The 20,405-nt window shown below is 39.7% G+C and carries 18 protein-coding genes; all 18 read right to left on the reverse strand.

What is annotated here, in order from left to right:
- Positions 1-18: 18 nt before the first annotated feature.
- Positions 19-1,077 carry a WaaS/CpsH family glycosyltransferase gene (locus tag BLP54_RS04145; protein WP_090167079.1) on the reverse strand — a complete coding sequence of 353 codons (1,059 nt, stop codon included), beginning with the start codon at positions 1,075-1,077 and terminating at the stop codon, positions 19-21.
- Positions 1,074-2,237 (reverse strand): glycosyltransferase family protein, encoded by a 1,164-nt coding sequence (locus BLP54_RS04150; RefSeq protein ID WP_090167081.1) that lies wholly within the window; start codon positions 2,235-2,237, stop codon positions 1,074-1,076. Before BLP54_RS04150 ends, BLP54_RS04145 begins: the two co-directional genes overlap by 4 nt.
- Positions 2,238-2,243: 6 nt before the next feature.
- Positions 2,244-3,617: a sugar transferase gene (locus BLP54_RS04155; protein WP_090167083.1), complete on the reverse strand. Its 1,374-nt coding sequence runs from the start codon at positions 3,615-3,617 to the stop codon at positions 2,244-2,246.
- Entirely contained in the window at positions 3,617-4,567 is a 951-nt protein-coding gene (locus BLP54_RS04160; RefSeq protein ID WP_090167085.1) for a glycosyltransferase family 2 protein, read from the reverse strand. The genes BLP54_RS04155 and BLP54_RS04160 overlap by 1 nt, the downstream gene beginning before the upstream one ends.
- A gap of 26 nt (positions 4,568-4,593) precedes the next feature.
- Positions 4,594-5,844 carry an O-antigen ligase family protein gene (locus tag BLP54_RS04165; RefSeq protein ID WP_090167087.1) on the reverse strand — a complete coding sequence of 417 codons (1,251 nt, stop codon included), beginning with the start codon at positions 5,842-5,844 and terminating at the stop codon, positions 4,594-4,596.
- Positions 5,845-5,859: 15 nt separating this feature from the next.
- Positions 5,860-7,413, reverse strand: coding sequence for a ComEC/Rec2 family competence protein (locus BLP54_RS04170; RefSeq protein WP_090167089.1), 1,554 nt, complete (start codon positions 7,411-7,413; stop codon positions 5,860-5,862).
- Complete coding sequence (locus BLP54_RS04175; protein WP_090167091.1) at positions 7,392-8,573, reverse strand: DUF6077 domain-containing protein; 1,182 nt, start codon at positions 8,571-8,573, stop codon at positions 7,392-7,394. The genes BLP54_RS04170 and BLP54_RS04175 overlap by 22 nt, the downstream gene beginning before the upstream one ends.
- On the reverse strand, positions 8,560-9,261 hold the full coding sequence (locus BLP54_RS04180; RefSeq protein WP_090167093.1) for an acylneuraminate cytidylyltransferase family protein: 702 nt from the start codon (positions 9,259-9,261) through the stop codon (positions 8,560-8,562). The genes BLP54_RS04175 and BLP54_RS04180 overlap by 14 nt, the downstream gene beginning before the upstream one ends.
- 1 nt (position 9,262) lies before the next feature.
- Positions 9,263-10,312, reverse strand: coding sequence for an N-acetylneuraminate synthase family protein (locus BLP54_RS04185; RefSeq protein ID WP_090167095.1), 1,050 nt, complete (start codon positions 10,310-10,312; stop codon positions 9,263-9,265).
- Positions 10,313-10,315: 3 nt separating this feature from the next.
- Complete coding sequence (locus BLP54_RS04190; RefSeq protein WP_090167097.1) at positions 10,316-11,125, reverse strand: glycosyltransferase family 2 protein; 810 nt, start codon at positions 11,123-11,125, stop codon at positions 10,316-10,318.
- Positions 11,126-11,128: 3 nt separating this feature from the next.
- A complete protein-coding gene (locus BLP54_RS04195; protein WP_090167100.1) occupies positions 11,129-12,325 on the reverse strand; it encodes a glycosyltransferase family 4 protein in 1,197 nt (398 codons plus the stop codon).
- A gap of 25 nt (positions 12,326-12,350) precedes the next feature.
- Positions 12,351-14,006 (reverse strand): DUF2142 domain-containing protein, encoded by a 1,656-nt coding sequence (locus tag BLP54_RS04200; protein WP_090167102.1) that lies wholly within the window; start codon positions 14,004-14,006, stop codon positions 12,351-12,353.
- A gap of 19 nt (positions 14,007-14,025) precedes the next feature.
- On the reverse strand, positions 14,026-15,066 hold the full coding sequence (locus BLP54_RS04205) for a sugar phosphate nucleotidyltransferase (protein ID WP_090167103.1): 1,041 nt from the start codon (positions 15,064-15,066) through the stop codon (positions 14,026-14,028).
- 2 nt (positions 15,067-15,068) lie between these two features.
- On the reverse strand, positions 15,069-16,049 hold the full coding sequence (locus BLP54_RS04210) for an NAD-dependent 4,6-dehydratase LegB (protein WP_090162346.1): 981 nt from the start codon (positions 16,047-16,049) through the stop codon (positions 15,069-15,071).
- Positions 16,042-17,469 carry a capsular polysaccharide export protein, LipB/KpsS family gene (locus tag BLP54_RS04215; RefSeq protein WP_090167105.1) on the reverse strand — a complete coding sequence of 476 codons (1,428 nt, stop codon included), beginning with the start codon at positions 17,467-17,469 and terminating at the stop codon, positions 16,042-16,044. Before BLP54_RS04215 ends, BLP54_RS04210 begins: the two co-directional genes overlap by 8 nt.
- Positions 17,470-17,480: 11 nt before the next feature.
- On the reverse strand, positions 17,481-18,143 hold the full coding sequence (locus BLP54_RS04220; protein WP_090167107.1) for a PIG-L deacetylase family protein: 663 nt from the start codon (positions 18,141-18,143) through the stop codon (positions 17,481-17,483).
- Positions 18,144-19,031 (reverse strand): formyltransferase family protein, encoded by an 888-nt coding sequence (locus BLP54_RS04225; protein WP_207646775.1) that lies wholly within the window; start codon positions 19,029-19,031, stop codon positions 18,144-18,146.
- A 73-nt stretch (positions 19,032-19,104) separates the two neighbouring features.
- Complete coding sequence (locus BLP54_RS04230; protein WP_176754466.1) at positions 19,105-20,295, reverse strand: oligosaccharide flippase family protein; 1,191 nt, start codon at positions 20,293-20,295, stop codon at positions 19,105-19,107.
- Positions 20,296-20,405: the final 110 nt, after the last annotated feature.

The following is a 20,405-nucleotide window of genomic DNA, read 5'->3' on the forward strand; positions in this document are numbered from 1 at the left end:
ATTTCCTTATACCCCCTACTAATTAATAAACAAATTATCTATCCACGAATGGATACTATATTTTTGTCTTACTCCCTCATTTTCCAGATACGGCTTATCAAGCCATTCCCCACCTGGAAGAATGAATTCACTATAATCCCCAGTTTGCTCGGCTTTATCAGCCTTTGCAGCTAAATCTGTAAGTATCAAATCATTAGTTTCATTATAGAACTCATAGTCGCGTAAATATATGTTGTTTGTGACTAGTTTTCTCTTAATTCCCAATGTTTCCATTGTGCGCATTGTCAATCCCTGCTGCTGTTCATGGGCTAAATCAAGAATTGCCTTTGAATTTCTGCACATCTCTCGGATTTCTTCAGGCTTGAAAGGTTCGAAGCTGATGATATCCATATCCAAATTTTTTACAAGCTTTGGATCCTTTATCTTCTTTCCACGATAAACGCTTGGATTTAGGTAAAGCTTTAAGCACATCTTCTTATCAGGATTTGCTTTCTTAAAAGCCTTGAAATAGCGGTAACGGAATGGGAAGAATGCTGATACAGATATATAATCATATTTGTATTCTGTAGGCGCCTCCAGCTTTGCTCCATCAAACTCGTCAGAATAAAAAAGTGGTAACAACTCATAACCCAGCTTAGACTCCTTAGCGTCTACTGAATCAAAGGTTCCTCTCCAGTCGAAAAGGCGTCCTATCTCTCCCTTATGGCGCATATTCTCAAAGGAATCCCAGGCATAATAGATGGACTTTCCTGATGATTTTAATGCCTTATTTTTTAGCTCGTGAATAGTCTGTTCTGAAAGAACATTTCCTCGAATAACAAGGAGATAATCATAGCCATCCTCAGGCATTTCAGATAAAATCTGATTCTTTAGCTTTTTATTGAAGCCATCGAAAATATGCTTGTCATGAAGCAAATCACCCAGGTTCTTTAAGATAAGGAATTTTGTCTTTTCTGGTTCTTCATTATAAAAATGAGGATGTGCTCCTCTGGCCTCAAGATCTTCTCTCATCTTTGATTGATATGAGTAGAACTGAGGCATGATTATCAAAATATTTTTGTCTCTTAAATCATTCATAGTGTATATATTCTTCTTGAAATCACCGCATAATCAAAATTTAATCGTGCGAAGGAGAAGGACTTTGCTTTTGCCTGCTCCAACACCTGCACATTCTCAGTGATATCCTTTAATACTTTTACAATATCTTCTTCATTTTCTACAAAGAAGTAGTTTTCAAAATTACAATCTGTGTAGTTCTCATCTGTATAGGTATCCAACGGATAGGTCATATTTACACAGCCACAGCACATGGCAGTCTCGAAGGTGGTAGAACGGCCTCCTGGCTGGCAATACATATCTACACCTGCAAGGAACTCTTCTATCTCTGTGCTAACCTTCCAACCCATGAAATGGATACGATTATCGCTCTCAATAAGTGAGCGTATCTCAGATGACATTTCCTTTGCAATAAATCCAAAAATGAAAAGCGTAAGCCTTGGGTCATTTACCTTTCTAAAGGCCTCAATCAACTCCTTGGTCCTACTCTTCTCATCTATAAGCTTCGCTGAGTGAGCCAAAATAATGGCATCCTGAGGAAGAGCATATTTTTTTATAAGCTCCATTCTGGCATCCTTCTGCTGCTGGGCAGTGTAGATGGTGCCTCCCGTTGCAAGGAATTCCTGCCTGTCCTTTGGAATAACAAATAAATCGTTCATCCAATAGCGCATTTCCTCACCTGTATAAAAGAATTTATCCACCAATAATGATGCCTTTGTAATAAAATGGCCATGGATAAATTTATAAAAATTCTTACTTAAAAATGTTCTTGCAGAGCCATTGTAATCAGAATGACAATCTACAAAAAACAGACAGTCCGGATTAGACTTGCAATAGTCTGCAACAGTCATAATCTCATATCCGCAAAGACCGTGAAATAAAATAGTGTCAGGCTGAATCTCCTTTAGGAGCTTCTTCACCTTGTGGCTTTTACGAATCTTTTCCGTCCACAAATCACTGAAGAATATCCTATCCCACTTAAGCCTGATAAGACGAGCGCCATTATCCATAATGGTATCTTCCTCTGATCCCTTTACCAACTCACCATGCTCATAGTGAAATACGTCTGTGATAATTGTGACCTCATGACCATCTGCCCGCTGACAGTTTATCATTTGATTTTCCTGATATAGCATTCCCACCGTGAAATGGGATGCAAGAGCTATATGAAGTATTTTCATTATTAATTATTCATCTCCAGTATGGTTCTGCTTTTCAAGAGACGCCAAAATCTCATCGGCAGAAACCACTTTATCGAAACCTTCTGTACTTTCCTTCTTGAAAAGAATTCTAATTGTCATAAGCACAAGCTTAACATCTAATAAAAATGTATAGTTTTCGATGTACATTAAATCCAGCTTAATCTTGTCATAAGCCGATGTATTATATTTTCCGTAAATCTGAGCAAAGCCTGTAAGACCGCCCTTTACCTTGCTACGGAATTCAAACTCAGGGATAGCCGCTGTATATTTCTCCACGTGCTCTGTTCTTTCAGGACGTGGACCTACAATGGACATATCTCCCTTTATAATGTTAAACAACTGTGGAAGCTCATCCACGCGAGTTGCACGGATTACATGTCCCACCTTTGTAATTCTGTCGTCATCATCTGTGGCTGGACGCTGCTCAGCATCCTCCACCATACTTCTGAACTTTAAGATATCAAAAATCTTTCCGTCCTTTGTAACACGAGCCTGCTTATAAAAAACAGGACCATGATCCTCAAGCTTGATCGCAATTGCGATAATAAGCATAAGTGGTGATAATACCACTGCTGCAATCACACAAAGTACCACATCAAAGAATCTCTTAACCAACTCCTGCTCAGGTGTAAGACCAGTAGTATTAATCATTACAAGCGGTGTGTCGAACTGATGAATATCCTCGCCTCCACCAATGATTACATCGGAAATCTTTGGAGTGATGTAGGTCTCAATTTCGTTCATGTAGCAGTATTTCAAAAGATCATTACGCTGCTCAGCGCTAACATCTGATATTACTACACCGTCAAAATTCTTAAGCTCAGCGATTACATTATCAAAGCCCTCATCGATGCTGATAACCTTTTTAATGTTATAGCTATCTTCTCGGGTATCCATCTTCAGCTTAAGTCCAACAGATTCCTTGTTTCCATAAACCATAAGAAGCTTGCTGGCATTGGAATATTTGTTGTAAATCGCGAAGAATATGAAAACGAATATTCCTGAAATTACAAAATCTGCAAGTGTAAGACCCATCATTGGCTTTACAGAAATCATTACATTAGCCATAAGTGAAAGCTGTAAATATGTGATAAGATTTACAATACAAATAGCAATCCACTGAGAAAACATTACATCTGCAATTCTAAGAATTCCATATTTAAATCCCTCACAAAGGTGGATAATCACAAGGTTTAATATGAAATAAACGCCCATGAATACGTACTTTCCACGGCCCCACATAGGGTGGAAATATTCCCAGTTAAAAATGTAGTTCCAATAAACATATAGGTACACTAGTGTAAGAACTACTAGCTCGATTAAGCTTTCAATTTTTCTAACAGTATTCTTATTTTTCACTATTCTTCCTCTTCCTGTGCCAAGGTGTATTTATCTCTTACTATATACTGAGGTGAATTGTTATTGTTGATAAAGTTTCTACCAACATATTCACCAAGCATTCCAAGCATCAGCATCTGAACTCCGCCAATTATCAGTATTGTAGCTATGAGCGATGTCCAACCTTCTACATCACCATGAATCAAGGTATTTATTACAATAACTACTACTAAAATGAATCCCAACAAAGTGGCAAGGAATCCTAAAACTGACGTTAATCTAAGTGGTTTAATTGAAAATGAAATAACTCCTTCAAACCACAAATTTACAAGCTTTGACAATGTGTAGGTACTTTCTCCCACCTCTCTTGCCTTATGTTCTACGTATACATTTGCCATGTTATCAGTAGCTCTAAGCATGAGTCCCCAGATATATGGGTAAGCGCCCTTATACTTAATCATCTGATCTCGCACAAAGGAATTAATAACGAAATAGCTGTTAAGCTCAATATTCTTTGGCTTACCAATCATTTTAGTAGCTACATATCCATTTAGATTGTGACCAAACTTTTTAAAAGCTGAGTCCTTTTTCTCATGATATTTTGCAAATACGATATCATAACCCTTTTCTATTTCTTCTAAAAGCTTATGGGCTTCGCATGGTGGGTTCTGACCATCATCATCAAGTACAACCATGTAATCGCCTGTGGCCGCTGTAAGCCCACACATAGTGGCACCGTCCTGCCCAAAATTTCTAGATAAATTAATTGCTACAACTCGGCTGTCTTCATCAGCTAATGACTTCAGGACATTAAAGGTGTTGTCCTTTGAACCATCATTTACCAGTACAACCTCTACATCATAATCAGTCTCAGGAAATTCCTTAAAAATATCCTTTACAACGCCTGATACTGTGTCCTGTGAATAATAACAAGGTATTACAAATGAGATTTTCTTGTCCATCCTGCTCATAAAATCACGCCTCCCATTGTAGTCTGTTAGTTCTCCTTACTTCCTCTCCTTAAAAATATGTAAATTAATAAATAAGTATAGTAAGGTGTCATGTATTTATAGTACATATCAAGTCCCAAATCTATGAAGAAGAAGGAAACCAAAAGTGACAGGCAAATAAGCTTTACTTCCTTGCTGTGTGTCTTTATGGTGTCAATCACAAGTTTCACTGGGAACCAGTAATATGCTACAAATCCTAAAAATCCGAAGCTAAAAAGTAGCTCCATATAGTTCATGTGAGTCTGAATATTTCTGTAGAAATACTCTGTACCCTCTCGGTATTCCTCAAGCTTTGAATATGGCATTGTTACAAAGGAATAAAAGCCATGTCCAAATAATGGAGTCTCCCAGAAATGTTTTTTAAAGGCATCCATTACAGCTAATCTCTGACCTGTACTTGTGTGCAAATCAAACTCGGTGCTGCCGAATGCAGTAAACATCTCCACGATTCTATATCCGATAATACGATAAAGCATTGGAACGGTAAGGATGGCGATGGCCATAATAGCTACAAATCCTACCATGATTCCAATGTATTTTTTTACATCTTTTGAATTCTTTGCTGTGCCAAGAAGCATGATTCCCACTACAAAAATAAATGGAAGTGCTGATGACTTTGAGCCAGTAAGTACTATTCCCACTGCTCCTAAAATTGCAAAGAATAAATATGGCTTAAGCTTCTTTAATACTATTACGGAATACATAATAGGAATAAGCATAAGCAGGTAAAGGTTTCCTGTGTCAATATCTGTTCCTCCAGGTACCTTTCCCAGTCTATAGAATTGCCCCTGTAGAGCAAGGCCCCAAAGGTAATCATACTTAATTGTAGTGATATATGTAGCTACAATAACGATGGCTCCCACTGAGCTAAGTATTTCAATAAGCTCATCTCTATTGTGCCAAAGGATTTCGTAGCAAAGTACTGCTGGAAGAATAGTAAGTATTGTGTACTGCATGCTATATATGTTATTTCCATCAAAGAGGTTGAAATGACCATACACAAAAACTAAAGCCTGGAAAATAATCAGCCACAATATGGCTACATTAAAGATACTTTCCTTTGTCTTCTGAAAATCTTCTTTTGTAAGAATAAGACAGTAAGCAAATCCCAAGAAATCTGCAGCAAGATTAATCACCTTAGCGTATGTGAATACAACGCCGTGGTCACATCTCACATATATGATTAGTGCAAGCAATATTATTGAGATTAGCTTTTTATTCTTCCTAATGAAATCCATTACATTTATCTCCACTTATAGTCCAAATACATTCGGTGCTGTCTTGTACCAAATGATTCTTGCGCCCATATCTTTTAAATATGCAGCCAAAGCGCCTGCTGTATACTCTGGGCTTGTCATAAGCCAGTCTGGCCCGTCAAATATTGCCACCTCAGGAGATACTGCTTCATAAAAGCCAGTCTCTGTAGGCATGCTGTTATTTCCATGGTGTGCGCACTGGAGAATGTCTGAATCCAGTTTATCTCCGTAGGTCTTTACCAAATATTCTGCAATATATTTGCTGTGAGCGTCAGCACAAATAAATGCGCTTCGCTTATCTGTTTCAATCTTAAATACCAGTGAGTCGTTATTAGGAATGTCCTCTCGTCCCTCTGAATTAAGTACGATGTCGTCCATGGCGTTGAAGAATGTAAGCTTCAAGCCATCTGTATATTCCAAAACCTGATTGCGCTTAACATAATTAATATTTTCAGCGTCCTCTGTTATTTCCTGGAATTTTTCATAGGTATCTACATCATCCCACTCCTGTAAATTCAGACTGTAGAAAGTCTTTGCATCAAGTGGTGTAACATAGATTTCTTTAATCTTTATACCCTGTGGATTCTCATAGATAGCATTGAAAGTATCCATGTGATCCTTGTGGTAATGGGTGAGAATCCAGGCATCAACTGTGCCCCCGTTCTCGTTTATCACATCTCGCATCTGCTGCTCATTTCCAGCATTACCACCATCTATCACAATCAGTGTTCCATCGTTAATATTTTTTAGTGTATATGCCAATCCTTGGTCGCCGGATTTATCCTCGTATTCTGTGAGGAGCCAAGTAGGGTCGTTTGGCATTAGCACAGCGTAATTTGCGGTACGTCCGTACATGGTAAATCCGTAATTCAAATAGCTGTAAAGCACATTTTCTACCGCTGAAACAACCACGTAATCCACATCGTTTTCCTTGGCATATTCCACCACCTGTGATGGATCTGGCTTCTCATTTGTAAGCTCATATGCCTCATTTGGAAGTGAGCGGCTGTATGGCATTGAAAATCTGCTATCCATCTGTCTAAGATATACTGCGACTTTCTGTGGCGCCATAATTCTAATGGTGTCACCTTCATAATCTGCAAACAAATCGCAGATAGTAACCACATCCTGAGGTACCTTATTTCGGTTCTCTGCCTTTGTGAACCAGTCCTGTGTGTAGATGCAATGACCAAGAACTCCGATTATCACACATGACAATCCAACGCATAAAAGCTTTTTAAGGCCGTTAAACCTTTTTATGGCTAATGTATAGCCATAGGCAATCACCATCATAATCGGTACTAATCCGTAAAATCTAAGATAGTACTGATCAAAGGTAGATGGCTCCAAAAACCTCTTAAAAATCAATAACGATATCGGATTATAAATCAATATTATTGTCAAAAGAGAGTACCATAAAAAGGCAAATCTCTTTATCTTTTCTTTTTCAAGAATTAGTATCCCTAGAAGAGCAAGGACGAAAAGACTGGCATAGCCAAAGTCATTCCAGTAGTCCTTAGTGATACTAACTAAATATTCTCTTTGAACCATTTGTACCACCATTCATGTCTTCTTCTAAACGGAAAATACTGATCACTGCCACCAGTAGCATCACTCTGAAGCATCCAGATAAGTGTGTAGAAAACACCCAAATATGCTGGACCAACAAGACTGGCAATCAAATATCTGATGCCATAGATTCTCTTGTTGTAGGCACACATAAGAACCCATGTAATAACTGCCATGATTGGAATGAATATAATTCCCAGGGAAGTAAGCGAGCTTGCCCCCATAGAAATGGCTATTATTGGTAAAATTCTTCCATTGCTTAGCGTACTGCTGTAGCTTTTAATCAAATACATAGTAAAAAAAGGAATGGCTATAACTGTAAGCACAGCCTTTCCCTGCCATATTGCCCCCAATAATCTGAAGGTTACTGAGTAATGGGAATACAATCCAAAAATATAAGCAAAAGACAGGATTAATAAGAATATCAATCTGTCATCTGTTTTCTCAAAAATAAACTGGGCTATATAGTAATAAACGCCGTAAGCTATCAATAGGAAAAGCACTGGTAAAATAGTGTGACAAACTGTAGTAACCTCAAAACCAGATACCTTTGAAAGCATGGCAATGTAGGAATCCCACGAATAGGCCAGTCTTTTTTCCAAGGTGTTAGGCATGGTGCCGTCTATGATATTTACATAGGAAAGTGCATCGTATGTGATAGTATCCTTGCTGGATACCACGTAATCATAATCATCATATGACCATTCATTGACCTCATAGCCATAAGCCATATATAGCTGAAGCACTAACACTGCCATAAATGCTAAGAAATAAATTACTGTAAATCCATCAGTAAATATTTTTTTTGTTATAATTCCAAACTTTGTTGTAGCTGTCTTTATGCCAGCAGAAAAACTTTTACGCTCTAAAACCAACCACGCTATCAAAAGCACTGCAATCAATGGAAAATACGCTTTTAGTAATAATGTAAATGCACCTGTAACAGCTTCACCCATTGTAACCCAAAGCTGAAGCCATGCTATAACAGAGTACAATATATAAAATATCCCAAGGTTTCCAAAAAAACCGATAAGATACTCTTCTGTCAGGCTCACACGCGCCTTATATGTAATTAGTCGACCCACTGCCATCGGAATAACTGTGAAGAAAAGCAGAAAGGCTAATGCTCTAATTATTATCAAGTTTTTTCTCCATCATTAATTCTGCGATTTCAAAATCGATTGGATAGTCGATATCTACTGAATCCTCTCGTGACATCACGTATGTAGTGGTGTTATCGCAGTAATATGTTCTCTTTTCCTTCAGGAGCTCATAATCAAGGATGTAGATGGCTCCGTTTGGAATATAGAAAGTGGCATTGGTCTGACGGTTTGCAATGTTGGAACCTGCAGCTCCAAAGCCTGCATTGCTTACTCGACCATTTTCATCTACCACGTGATACCAGCCTGGAGGTGTCTCTGCCTCTGTAAATGAAATGAGTGTTGTAGACTGATCATCCTCGAACTTTTCAATAGCCTCATCAATATGATGCTCATCTCTACAAGGCACTGTAGGAAGGCACACCATAAATTTATCAAGCTTTTCGCCTGTCTCATTCATTACGAATTCTGCTGCATGAATATATACGTCTACAGCAGAGGCTGTGTCGCTTGCTAAATAATCCGGACGCATAAATGGAACCTCTGCGCCATACTCTCTTGCCACTTTAGCAATGTCTTCGTCATCTGTTGTGACAATGACTCTATCGATATGCTTTGCCTTCTTGCAGGCCTCTATCGTATATGCGATAAGAGGCTTGCCACAAAGCTCTTTTATGTTTTTTCCAGGGACGCCCTTGCTTCCGCCTCGGGCTGGAATAAAAGCTATCATTTTAGAAATCACCCCATGTGAAGATATCATCATATTTTACGTCATGCTTAAGCTCACGTCCGATAAGAGCCTCATAGTACTTTGGAGAAATTCCTGTACCTGGGCGCTTGTAATCGAGATCCTCAAATGTGAGCACGTGACCAGCTGGCATGTCGTGCTTTGCAACGATTGAACGCTTAAACTCATCACGACGGTTCTGATCCTCAACAACCACCTTGTGATAGTTACCAAGCATGTTGTAACCCTGGCGAGCTGCATCACAGATAGCCTTAAGCTCTGCTGGGTCAGCACTAACCTTGTGATCCCAACCTTCCATGTTCTTATCCATTGTGAAGTGCTTCTCAATGATGCATACGTTCTTTGCGATGCTCATGATAGGAGCAACTGTTCCGATTGTATGATCTGAGTAACCAACTGGATAATCAAATACCATGTTGTACATATCGATGTTGTTAAGGTTTACATTTTCATCCTTTGGTGGGTACATAGATACACAATGAAGGATAACGATCTCGTGGCAGCCACCCTCTTCAAGAGCCTGAACCGCTGCACAAACATCATCCATACCTGTAAGACCTGTAGAGATAACAACAGGAACACCCTTGCTACCAACGTGTCTAAGGAATGGAATGTTGTCTACATCAAGTGATGCAACCTTAAGATATGGTACGTGAAGCTCATCAACAAGGAAATCTGCACCAGCCATTGAGAATGGTGTAGATACAAAATCGATATCAAGCTCCTCGCAGTACTTCTGAAGCATAACATGCTGCTCCTTAGAAACTGCATAAGCCTCCATAACTGACTTTAATGTATAGTCTGTACGGTTTCTGTAATCATCTCCAAGGAAATAGTTGTCTTCATACTTCTTCTTTGAGAAGAGGTCGTCTACTGTCCATGACTGAAGCTTAACAGCGTCAGCACCGCACTCCTTTGCTGTCTTGATAAGAGTCTTGGCAAGCTCCATATCACCGTTGTGATTAGCACCAAGCTCTGCAATAATATATGGTCTCTGATTTCCTTCAACCATTGCCTGATAATTAAATCTCATTGTTTATTCCTCCATTTGAATATCACTCCACCAGTAACCCTGGTGATTTATTGATAATTTCAAGCTGTCCTCACGAACACCCTGAAGCTTATTAGCTAATTTTTTAAAATACTCATATCTACCAGAAAGAATGCTGTAATGCTTTTGTTTTACATCATATTCCTTCTTTAAGTCACGGCTGGTACCAGCAGTGTTATTTTCGTAGATACGATAAATTGTTGCAGCATTTTTTACCATAATGCCATTACCCACATCCAAAAGTAATCTCGTGAAAAGATACCAGTCAAATACTGGGGAGGTGCACTCATTAAGACTATCTAAAAACTCCTCTGAAATAGCATTTAGATTAATACCTGTATTTGATAACCCAAGGAAATTTTGCTGGGAAATCTGCTTTATATCTGTCACAGTCTCTGGCAGTGTTTTGAACACCTTCTCGCCATCTTCTGTAACGAATTCATTATAAAAGAATACCTTTGTTTTGTCTAATTCATAGGCCTTCTTGTACTCCTCAGCTCTGGTAGCTGAACAGGCATCATCTGCATCTATCAGGATAGCTAAGTCATAGCCTAGTTTCTTGGCTTGTTTTAGCATCTCTATGCGGGTTTGGACTATTGATAACTGCTTATCATGACAATCTACAACAACTGCATAGTCTGGTAAGTCTAGCTCTGCTAATTCAGACTCTGTGTAATTATCATTGATTATCAACAAGTCAGTATCTTTATCTGTCTGGTTATCCACGGAATCTAATAATTCCTGTAGATAAGGCCTAGCCTGTTTGTATATAACTGTTGCAAAACATGTTTTCATGATTTACCTCATGTATTCGTCAATCTCATCCATCAGCTTCTTCTTCTCGAAGTGCTCTTTATTATAGGCATATGCATTCTCGCCCATTTCCTGCAGGTATTTCTCTGGAAGGCTCCTCATTCGGATGATATTTTTTGCCAAGGCTTCGGCATCTCCGATATCTGAGCAAAGTCCACACTCAGCCTCGTTGATTACGCGCACTGTCTCACCTTTGGCTGAGGCAATGATAGGCATTGCGCAGGCCATGTAGGACTGAAGCTTTGCAGGAATAGTCTTTGCAAAAAGATCGTCATCTGCAAAGGAAAGGAAAGCAGCATCTCCTGTTGCGAGGATGTCTGACACCTCTGTAGCCTTTACACGGCCTGTGAATTCGAATAAATCCCATACACCTGCTTTTGTAATGCTGTCCTCAAATGTATGACGTGCTCTTCCATCTCCTACGATGGTAAAGCGAATATCCTTTATGCCTTCCTTTCTGATAATGGCGGCTGCCTCAGGAAGAATCTCAAGTCCCTGAGCCTGTCCAATGTTTCCTGTAAAGACTACATTGAAGCCCTTGTGAGCCTTCTTCTCCTTTGGCTCGTAAAATTCCTCAGCATACTGAGGCCAGAAGCTGACCTTGTCATGCTCTGCAGGATCTACGTATTTGCGAATCGCTTCTACAAAGCTAGGGCTGGTACCCCAGATATGTGTACAACCCTTGTAAATCTTTCTAACCATTCTCTCTATTGGCTTAATTACGATAGGGCTGTGGATTCCTGTAATCATCTCCACGTTCTCAGGCCACAAGTCCTGAACATACAAGTAGCATGGCACCTTATGCTTCTTTGCATATGCCACGCCTACCTTGCACTGATTCATAGGTGAGGTCTCCAGCATGAACACCTCATCCGCTTTTATATTTGTAAATAAATTCCAAAAGAAACCAAAGAATGGGAAGCTGAAATAATTCAGCACGAGACCAAATTTGTTCTTGCCTCTAGGTATCTCAGGGATGCGGATTACATCCACCCCATTGATTGTCTCTCTTCTCTTTTTGAATAATCCATAACCAGGATATACCTTACCCTCTGGGTAATTAGGTAATCCTGTCACCACTGTTACTTTATAGCCTCTCTTCACCCACTCAAAAGCAATATCGCTTATACGAAATGGCTCTGGGTAAAAGAACTGGCATACTATCAAAATATGTTTTTTCATATATTCTCTCTATTTGTATTTATTACTAGAACGGAGCTGGCATTCCATCGCGTAAATGGAAGAGGTAATATAACAGTCCGCACATTGAGAACACTAACGCAAGATTCTGTATGTAAATCAACGCTAGTGAAAGCTTGTTTTCCTTAGCATCTGTTCCAAGTATGATGCATAAAGACATATACAGCGGAATCAGGTATCTGTATGAAATCTGAATTCTCTGGCTGTCTGTTGGTGTAAATCTAGTCATACATCCAACGAATATTGCTAAAAGGCAGATAAATAAACCCAAGCCGAAAACTACATACTGCCACTTCTTTATACGATTTCCCTTGATTAAGATGATTCCTACAATCAAAAGAATCAACATAGTCATAATGCAAGCCATTGGCACCTGCGCATTTAACATTACATGTCCCAATTCGCTACCAACAACGTGCTTAATGTTATACCAGAAATCTAATTTAATTCCATTCCATGCGAACTTAAGTGTTTCCAGCTTATGGTCCTGGAAGTACTCCCAGCTCCATACCTGTCTGCTAGGATCAACCTCTGAAACGCTATCGCTATAAGTCCAAAAAATCATCTTACGAATTCGCCAATAATACTTAACTACTACTTTTTCAAATACAACAGCCGCGCCAGCGATAATAACTGCTAAAATAGCATATTCGTACCACTTCTTACTAAGTGCTACATCTGACCACCATTTTTTAACTGGAATGGCGAAAATCCAGATTGCAAATAACGCATAAACAGTCTTATTAGGGATGAGCATTAATACACATCCACCAAGTATTATCAAATCCCATGCATGGAGTTTTACCTGTGGCTGGCTGTAATACAGGCACAAGGTAAGAAGTGCCAATGAGAATAAAATACTCATGTTATCGTATGAATATGAGCTGCAAAGATTTAATACTGCAGGGAATAATCCGAAGGTGAAAAACTGATGCTTTCCTACTGGAAGTAATTTCAATGCAATCCATCCAGCAATAATAAGGGACAAGGAATTCATAAATCGTCCCATAAACATTACTCCAGCAAAGCCAAAGCCTAATAATCTTGCGATTGTGATTCCCAATCCTGAAACTAAATATCGGGAAGCCTTTGTTGGAGCGATGTGGCATTCAACATTTTCCTGCAAATCTTCCGCATGCTTAATCCATGTTCCGTTCGCAAGGACTGCATACTGATAAGGGAATGTAACATCCAGATATGGCATCATATAATAATCTTCTGCTCTCATGTAGAAGAAGGTCTCATCAGTCCAAATCATTCCATGATACTGATCAAAGCCAATGTTTTGGTCCTTCATACCCATCATGATATTAGAGCAATGATATGCACTGTAATAATGCTCCACCTCATCAACGCCTGAAATTGGAGGCATTACAAACTGCATACAGAATGTCCAGGCAAGCGCTGTAATTACAAACAGTCTCGGATAATTCCACTTCTTATCCAGTATCAATAATCTAAGGATATATATAGTGATAGCAAACATCACCAGGAAGATAATTCCATAATAGAAATTGGTTCGTTTTGAAGCTGCTGAATTAAAGCAATTTGCGAAATAGAAGTACACTCCAAAAATAAGTGTTGCTGCTGCAAGTACTACAGCAGCAATCTTTAATGCCTTTTCTTTATTCATTTCCGAAAAATAAGATTTTAATTTTTCCAAAAATATTCCCCTTTTGAGATTACTTTCCTCTTAGTCGATTTTCCATCTTGCTAAGCTCGTCAAGCTGGCCCATATCCATCCATGAATTCTCGTTGATTGGATATACACCTACCTTCTTACCATCATCCTTGATGCGGTTGATGATATCTGGGAAGCCGATGAACTCGCCGTCCTTGATGTAGTCAAATACCTCTGGCTCTACCACGTAGATGCCTGTATTTGTGAAGAAGCTAAACTCTGGCTTCTCCTTCATATCTGTAATATTTCCGTGCTCACCAAACTCTACCACGCCGTAAGCCACCTGGAAATTTCTGAGAGAGCAAACCATAGTGATTACATTGCCCTCTTTTTTGTGATGCTCATAAATCTTTGAATAATCATCCTCAATAAGGATATCGCAGTTTGTAAGGATAAATGTCTCATCAAGCTTTCCGCGAAGAAGAGCAAGACCGCCACCTGTTCCAAGTGGTGTGTCCTCATCTGCGTACTCGATTGTGTATGGCTTTTCCACCTCACCAAAATATGACTTAATCATATTTTTCTTATGATTAACAATCATAATCATGCGATTGATTCCGTATTCCGCAAAGCCATCAAAAATAATCTCTGCAATAGGCTTCTCTCCTACTGGAATAAGTGGCTTTGGAAGAATACGTGTGTATGGATAAAGACGTGTGCCCTTTCCGCCTGCCATCATGACAACAGGTACTGAAAGGTCGCTCTGTCTAGTTCTCTTTCCAGCACTCCAAAAGATGGTGTCTGTAACGATGCCATTCTCATCTACAATTGGAACGCCTTCGATATTGTGACGGCTGAGGAATTCCTTCGCTTCATCTCTATCATCCTCTTTCATGGTGCGTGGATGATAGTTTGCGATGGTGCTTACCTGATTGTTTAAATCTCCACCTGAGAGAATAAAACGGCGCACATCACCCTCTGAAAGCGCTGCGATTAATTTCATGTTTTCATCAACGATAAAAACTGTACGTCTGGCACTTTCATCGAAGGTCTTCATAGCCTGTAAAATTGTGTCGGTCTCTTTAATAAAAACGTTTTCCATAATTAAATGTTGTAAATATCTACCTTATACTTATCTAAGTTGTGACGAAGGAACTCAATGGTCTCAGCAAGGCCCTGCTCGAAGGTGTACTGAGGCTTCCAGTCTGTAAGCTGAAGAATCTTCTCGTTAGAGCCAAGAAGACGATTTACCTCAGACTTCTCTGGACGAAGTCTGTCCTCATCGCAGATGATTCTTGCATTTGGATTAATCTGGCGGATAAGCTCCTCAGCGAGCTGTCCGATAGAGATTTCCTTCTGTGTAGCGATATTTATTTCCTGACCAATAGTCTTGTCGCTTTCGTACATAGCGATGAAACCATTAGCTGTATCCTTTACATAGTTGAAATCACGTGTTGGTGTAAGACTGCCAAGCTTGATTTCTTCCTTACCTGCAAGAAGCTGTGTGATGATTGTAGGAATAACCGCACGAGCTGACTGACGTGGTCCGAATGTGTTGAATGGACGCACGATAGTAACAGGTAAATCAAATGAACGATAGAATGACTCTGCAAGTCTGTCTGCACCAATCTTTGTAGCAGAATATGGTGACTGTCCCTGATATGGGTGCTTCTCATCGATAGGCACGTACTGAGCTGTTCCATAAACCTCTGATGTAGATGTGACGAGAACACGCTTTGTACCAAGGTCTCTTGCTGCCTGAAGGATATTGAGAGTTCCCTTGATGTTTGTGTCTACATAAGCATCTGGGCTGTGATATGAAAATGGAATAGCGATAAGTGCTGCAAGGTGGAATACTGCGTCGCAGCCCTTCATAGCCTCACGAACACCGTTAGGGTCGCGGACGTCACCAGCGAATACCTCTACGTGATCCATGATGCTCTTATCAAGTGTGTCGAGCCATCCCCAGTTATTAAATGAATTATAGTAAACGAAGGCCTTTACTTCATATCCCTTCTTAACTAACTCTTCTACTAAATGTGAACCGATGAATCCATCTGAACCTGTAACTAAAACTTTACTCATGTTTCATCTCCTTAAAATATTTATACATTGACTCTGCTACAAGAGAGATATTCTCATCCTGTAAGCGAGCCTCACTCATTACATATGTATTTCCTGGTCTTGCGCAGCTCATGTAAACTGCAAGGTACTGGATAATATCCTCACGAGATGGCTGCTTGTAATTTGCTAACGCGCTCTCGTAATTTCCAAAGACCTCCTCAAGGTGCATAACACCAGGGGCGCCTGTGTAAACAATGTCTCCACTCATAAATACTGGATGACGAAGAAGCATAGCCTCCTGTCCTGCAGTACCTGTAAGTGTGGCAACACATTCACTCTTATCGATGAGCTTCAGTGAATCCTCCCATGGGTCGATTAAGACTACGTTTGGATACTGATAAAACTGCTCATAAAAGCTGTTTGGACGAATTCCAAGGAATGAATAATGTTCCTTTACATAAAGTACAGTATCTGCTGGCAAAGATTTCACCAAATTATCGATGAAATACAGCTGCTTTTCGTACTTTTGTGCACATACGATTGTGGTAGCTTCCGGCTGAAGGTGAAGTGGAAAGTACACGAATTTCTTGCTGAAATCGGCCTTCTTAAAATACTTTTTAGCCTTCTGATATCTGAAGTACCATTTAATAGGGTCCATTGTAGCTTCATATGCCTTGTAATAAATATATGAGCCCTTGTCCCTTGTAAATGGATTGAAAAATCTCTGTCTTAAATAAAAGAATGGCAAGATGAAAAACTTTGCCTGCCACTTTGGCTTCTTACCTGAGAACTGCATGAACGCAGGCTTCAAATGCTTCTCTTCAAACTTTGTAAGGAAAGCCTCTGCCTCTGCTCGCTGCTCCTCTGTAACAGGAACACTTGCATAATCCTCTGGCATGTTGTAAATCTTCTCAAATGGATCATTTAAGATGTAATGATGAGTAAGATCCTTGCCGCAGGCTCTCATAAACATCAGTGAATAATAGCCTGTGTTTGTCTTCTTACCAACAAGATAAGCTGTGTAAGTAAGAAGTGTAGCGATAACCTCATCATAGAAGAAATCCACATGATATGTTGTAAATACGTGCTCCCAGAAAGCAAATAGACCTGCCGCTGTGTGAACACAATAATCGTAATCTCGATATATTAAAAATCTGTCTGTATAGATGTATTTCCACATTGGAGCTGCATCATACTTTTCTTCGTATTCCTTGAGCTTCTCTAAGGTGAATTCATCCCAGTGCTTATTCATAAACTCTGAGATTTCACAAACAACCACTTCGTCCTTATCAAACTTGTCGTAGATATACTTAGTCTCTTTGCTGTTGCAAGTAATAAATACGCCTTTGATATCCTTATCCTGCTCTTTTTTAAGCTTCTTATAAACTGCTGGCGAGAAGTCATCGAAGGGACGTCTTGCCATAAAACAAATAGTGTACACTATGTTATCTCCTAATCTAGACGGCTTTTAATAAGATAAAAAGCCTCCGCATAATTATAGTAAGCTGTAGCGCCTCTATAGGCAGCCAAGCCCTTTATAGCCTCTGCATTTCTAGGGAATGGAGGGGCTGTAATTTCACTTTCATATGTGTTCATGATTTCGATTTTCTTATCGATGTAATCTGTCACATCCACGAACACGTTTGGCACAAACCCGCTTTCCTGCATGGCCTGATCTGTCTCGGACAAAATCTCCATTGCAAGAACAGTCTTAAGGTATGGTGCACGGAATGACTTTGTGCAGGAATAAGCTGCCTCGAAAATCACACGATGATCTGAGTGGACATCATGCTGATATGGGAGAAGTAAAAGCTCTGGCTTTACCTCCTCGAAGACTTCCTTAAGCATAGGAATGAATTTTCCTAAATCAATCTTGTCCACACCTGCTGGCTCAAGCTCCAGATTGTAAAAGCCATCAAAACCATAGGCTTCCTTTACCTTCTGAATCTCGGCGTTGCGCTCTGCGATTCGCTCTGGCTTGTAGCCGTACTCAGGCTTCATGTTTGTGATGTTAAGCCAGTAAATCTGATGACCTTCTGACTTCAATTTTAAAAGTGTTCCACCTGCGCCCAGAGTCTCATCATCTGGGTGTGGTGAAATAACCATTACCTTCATTTAGAGATAATCTCCTTCTTTTAAACTGACAGCGTCGCTGTCTAATATATGAACGATTCCGTCGTATGCTTTGATGACGAAATCAGTCTGTGAATTCACCTTTAATACCTTACCTGGCTCAAGGTTAGAGTATTCATCTGTGAGCTCATACTCACATTTCCAAACCTTAACCTCCTGCTCGCCCGCCATAAAATGGGCACCTACATAAGGACGTGTAAGTCCTCGAACTAAATTGTAAATGGCTCTTGGAGACATGCGCCAGTCAATCTGACCATCCATACGTCCACGCTTACGCCATGCGTTTCCAGCATTTGGATCCTGCTTTACAGGTCGAACTCTGTCCTCTGCAAATTCCTTTGTAAAGGTAATCACCTGCTCCTTTGCAACCTCTAAAACCTTGTCATATAAATCCTGCGCGTCATCCTTCTCATCAATAAAGACCTCGCGCTGACTGATAATATCGCCTGTATCTGCTCCCTCATCCATAATAAAAAATGTGGATGCAGTCTTCTTAAGGCCAAGGACCAATGCCCAAATAAGTGGATGTCTTCCCTTGTTACATGGAAGAGCTGCTGGGTGGAAACCTACCACACCATATTTTGGAAGGGCTAATAATTCCTTTCCAATAAGTCGTGACCAACCGAAGCAATAAATTACTTCTGGATTAATCTTCTTTGCAAAACCTACTGTCTCTTCATCGTTAACGTTCTTAGTGCATATGCAAGGAATATTGTATTCCTTAGCCAATGGCTCAAGTGATTTAAAATCTGCATTTATTTTGGATTCTTCCATAGTGATGATTCCATCAACTACGTAGCCTTTTTCAAGCATAGCCTCCAATAATACATATGAACTTTCAACACAACCTATAAATAATGTACGTTTCAATTTTGTCCTCTTTAGCCGATTTTTTGCATCATATTATAATAATTAAGAATGGTTTTCTTGTCAATTTAGCCCACTAGCGCATCAGCATGTAAACTGCTACACCTGGCACCATGATTGCCACCGCTGGACCCCAGCTGTTGATAAGCAATTTTACCAGTGAATACTTAAATCTGTGAGCAAGCTTTACCATAAGTAGTAGCGAGTAAAGGGCATAGGATAATCCTGTACCGATTGCTACCATGTTTATACTTCTATCTACAAACAACACTAAAGCGCTTGAGAATACTGCGTTAAAAATACACAGTGCCACTGAATTTGCTATAAGTGATTTGTTCAGCTTCAATACCGAAAAGATATTTCCGTAAAGCATTGTTGTGGCATAGATGGCTACGCCGATAACAAGAATCTGTGTAGCTGCTGTTCCGTCAGTGTACATTGGCATGAAATAATGTACGAATACAGGCATTACATAGAAAACGAATAAGCAGGCTGCACCAGAAATAACAGATGTGATTCTGCTGAAGTACGCTGCCTTATCAAGCATTTCGTTTTCATCGTGATTTGCTCCGTAAAGGTGGCTAATCTTTATGTAAAATACCTGTGAAATAGTCTGTGGAATCAGAACCATTGTGGTAAATCCCATAAGTGGTACTGAATATACACCCAAATCATCAGTAGATAAAAATCCTAAAATAACAAACTTATCTACTGACTGAACGATTGTCCAAATGAGGCTGTTAATGAGAAGTGGTAATCCTCCCAAAATCATGAGCTTCATATATGGCCAGTCAAAGCTTAGCTTGGCACCCTTGAATGCATCGTTTCTAAACATGATGATTCCAAGTGCTGCCGATGAAAGTGTCATGGCGTAAAGTCCATAATAGCCTGCCACGTTGATAGCTGCCACACCAATGATAAGTGCAAGCACTGTACGGATAAATCCGATAATGGCTGATTTATTGTAATGTCCGTTCATTCTCACTGTGGCATTTGACATATCGTCAAAGCTCTTTAAAAGAATGAGAACAGGACAAAGAGCATAACCAAAGGCATATCTGGCTCCATCAGTATCTGTACCAATACTGCCACGATAATGAATCAGCACCCAGCCCTCAAACACAACAAAAATGGCTGCATATATGATGAGCATAAAGGTCATGGCTGTATTTTTCAGCTTTCCAGCTTCTGTCATATCCTTGCGACCCAAGGCCTGTGGATAGTCTCTGTTGTAAGCATTGAGTACACCAAACTGAGCATAATTCATATAGGTCATCGCCAGCAAACATGTCTGATAGATTCCCAGTAAATGGGAGCTCACCAGCGATTTATTGTAAACGCTGAAAATAAAAGACATTGCAGAACAGGCAACGGTAG

This window comes from Pseudobutyrivibrio sp. 49 (genome assembly GCF_900100545.1).
Classification (GTDB): Bacteria; Bacillota; Clostridia; order Lachnospirales; family Lachnospiraceae; genus Pseudobutyrivibrio.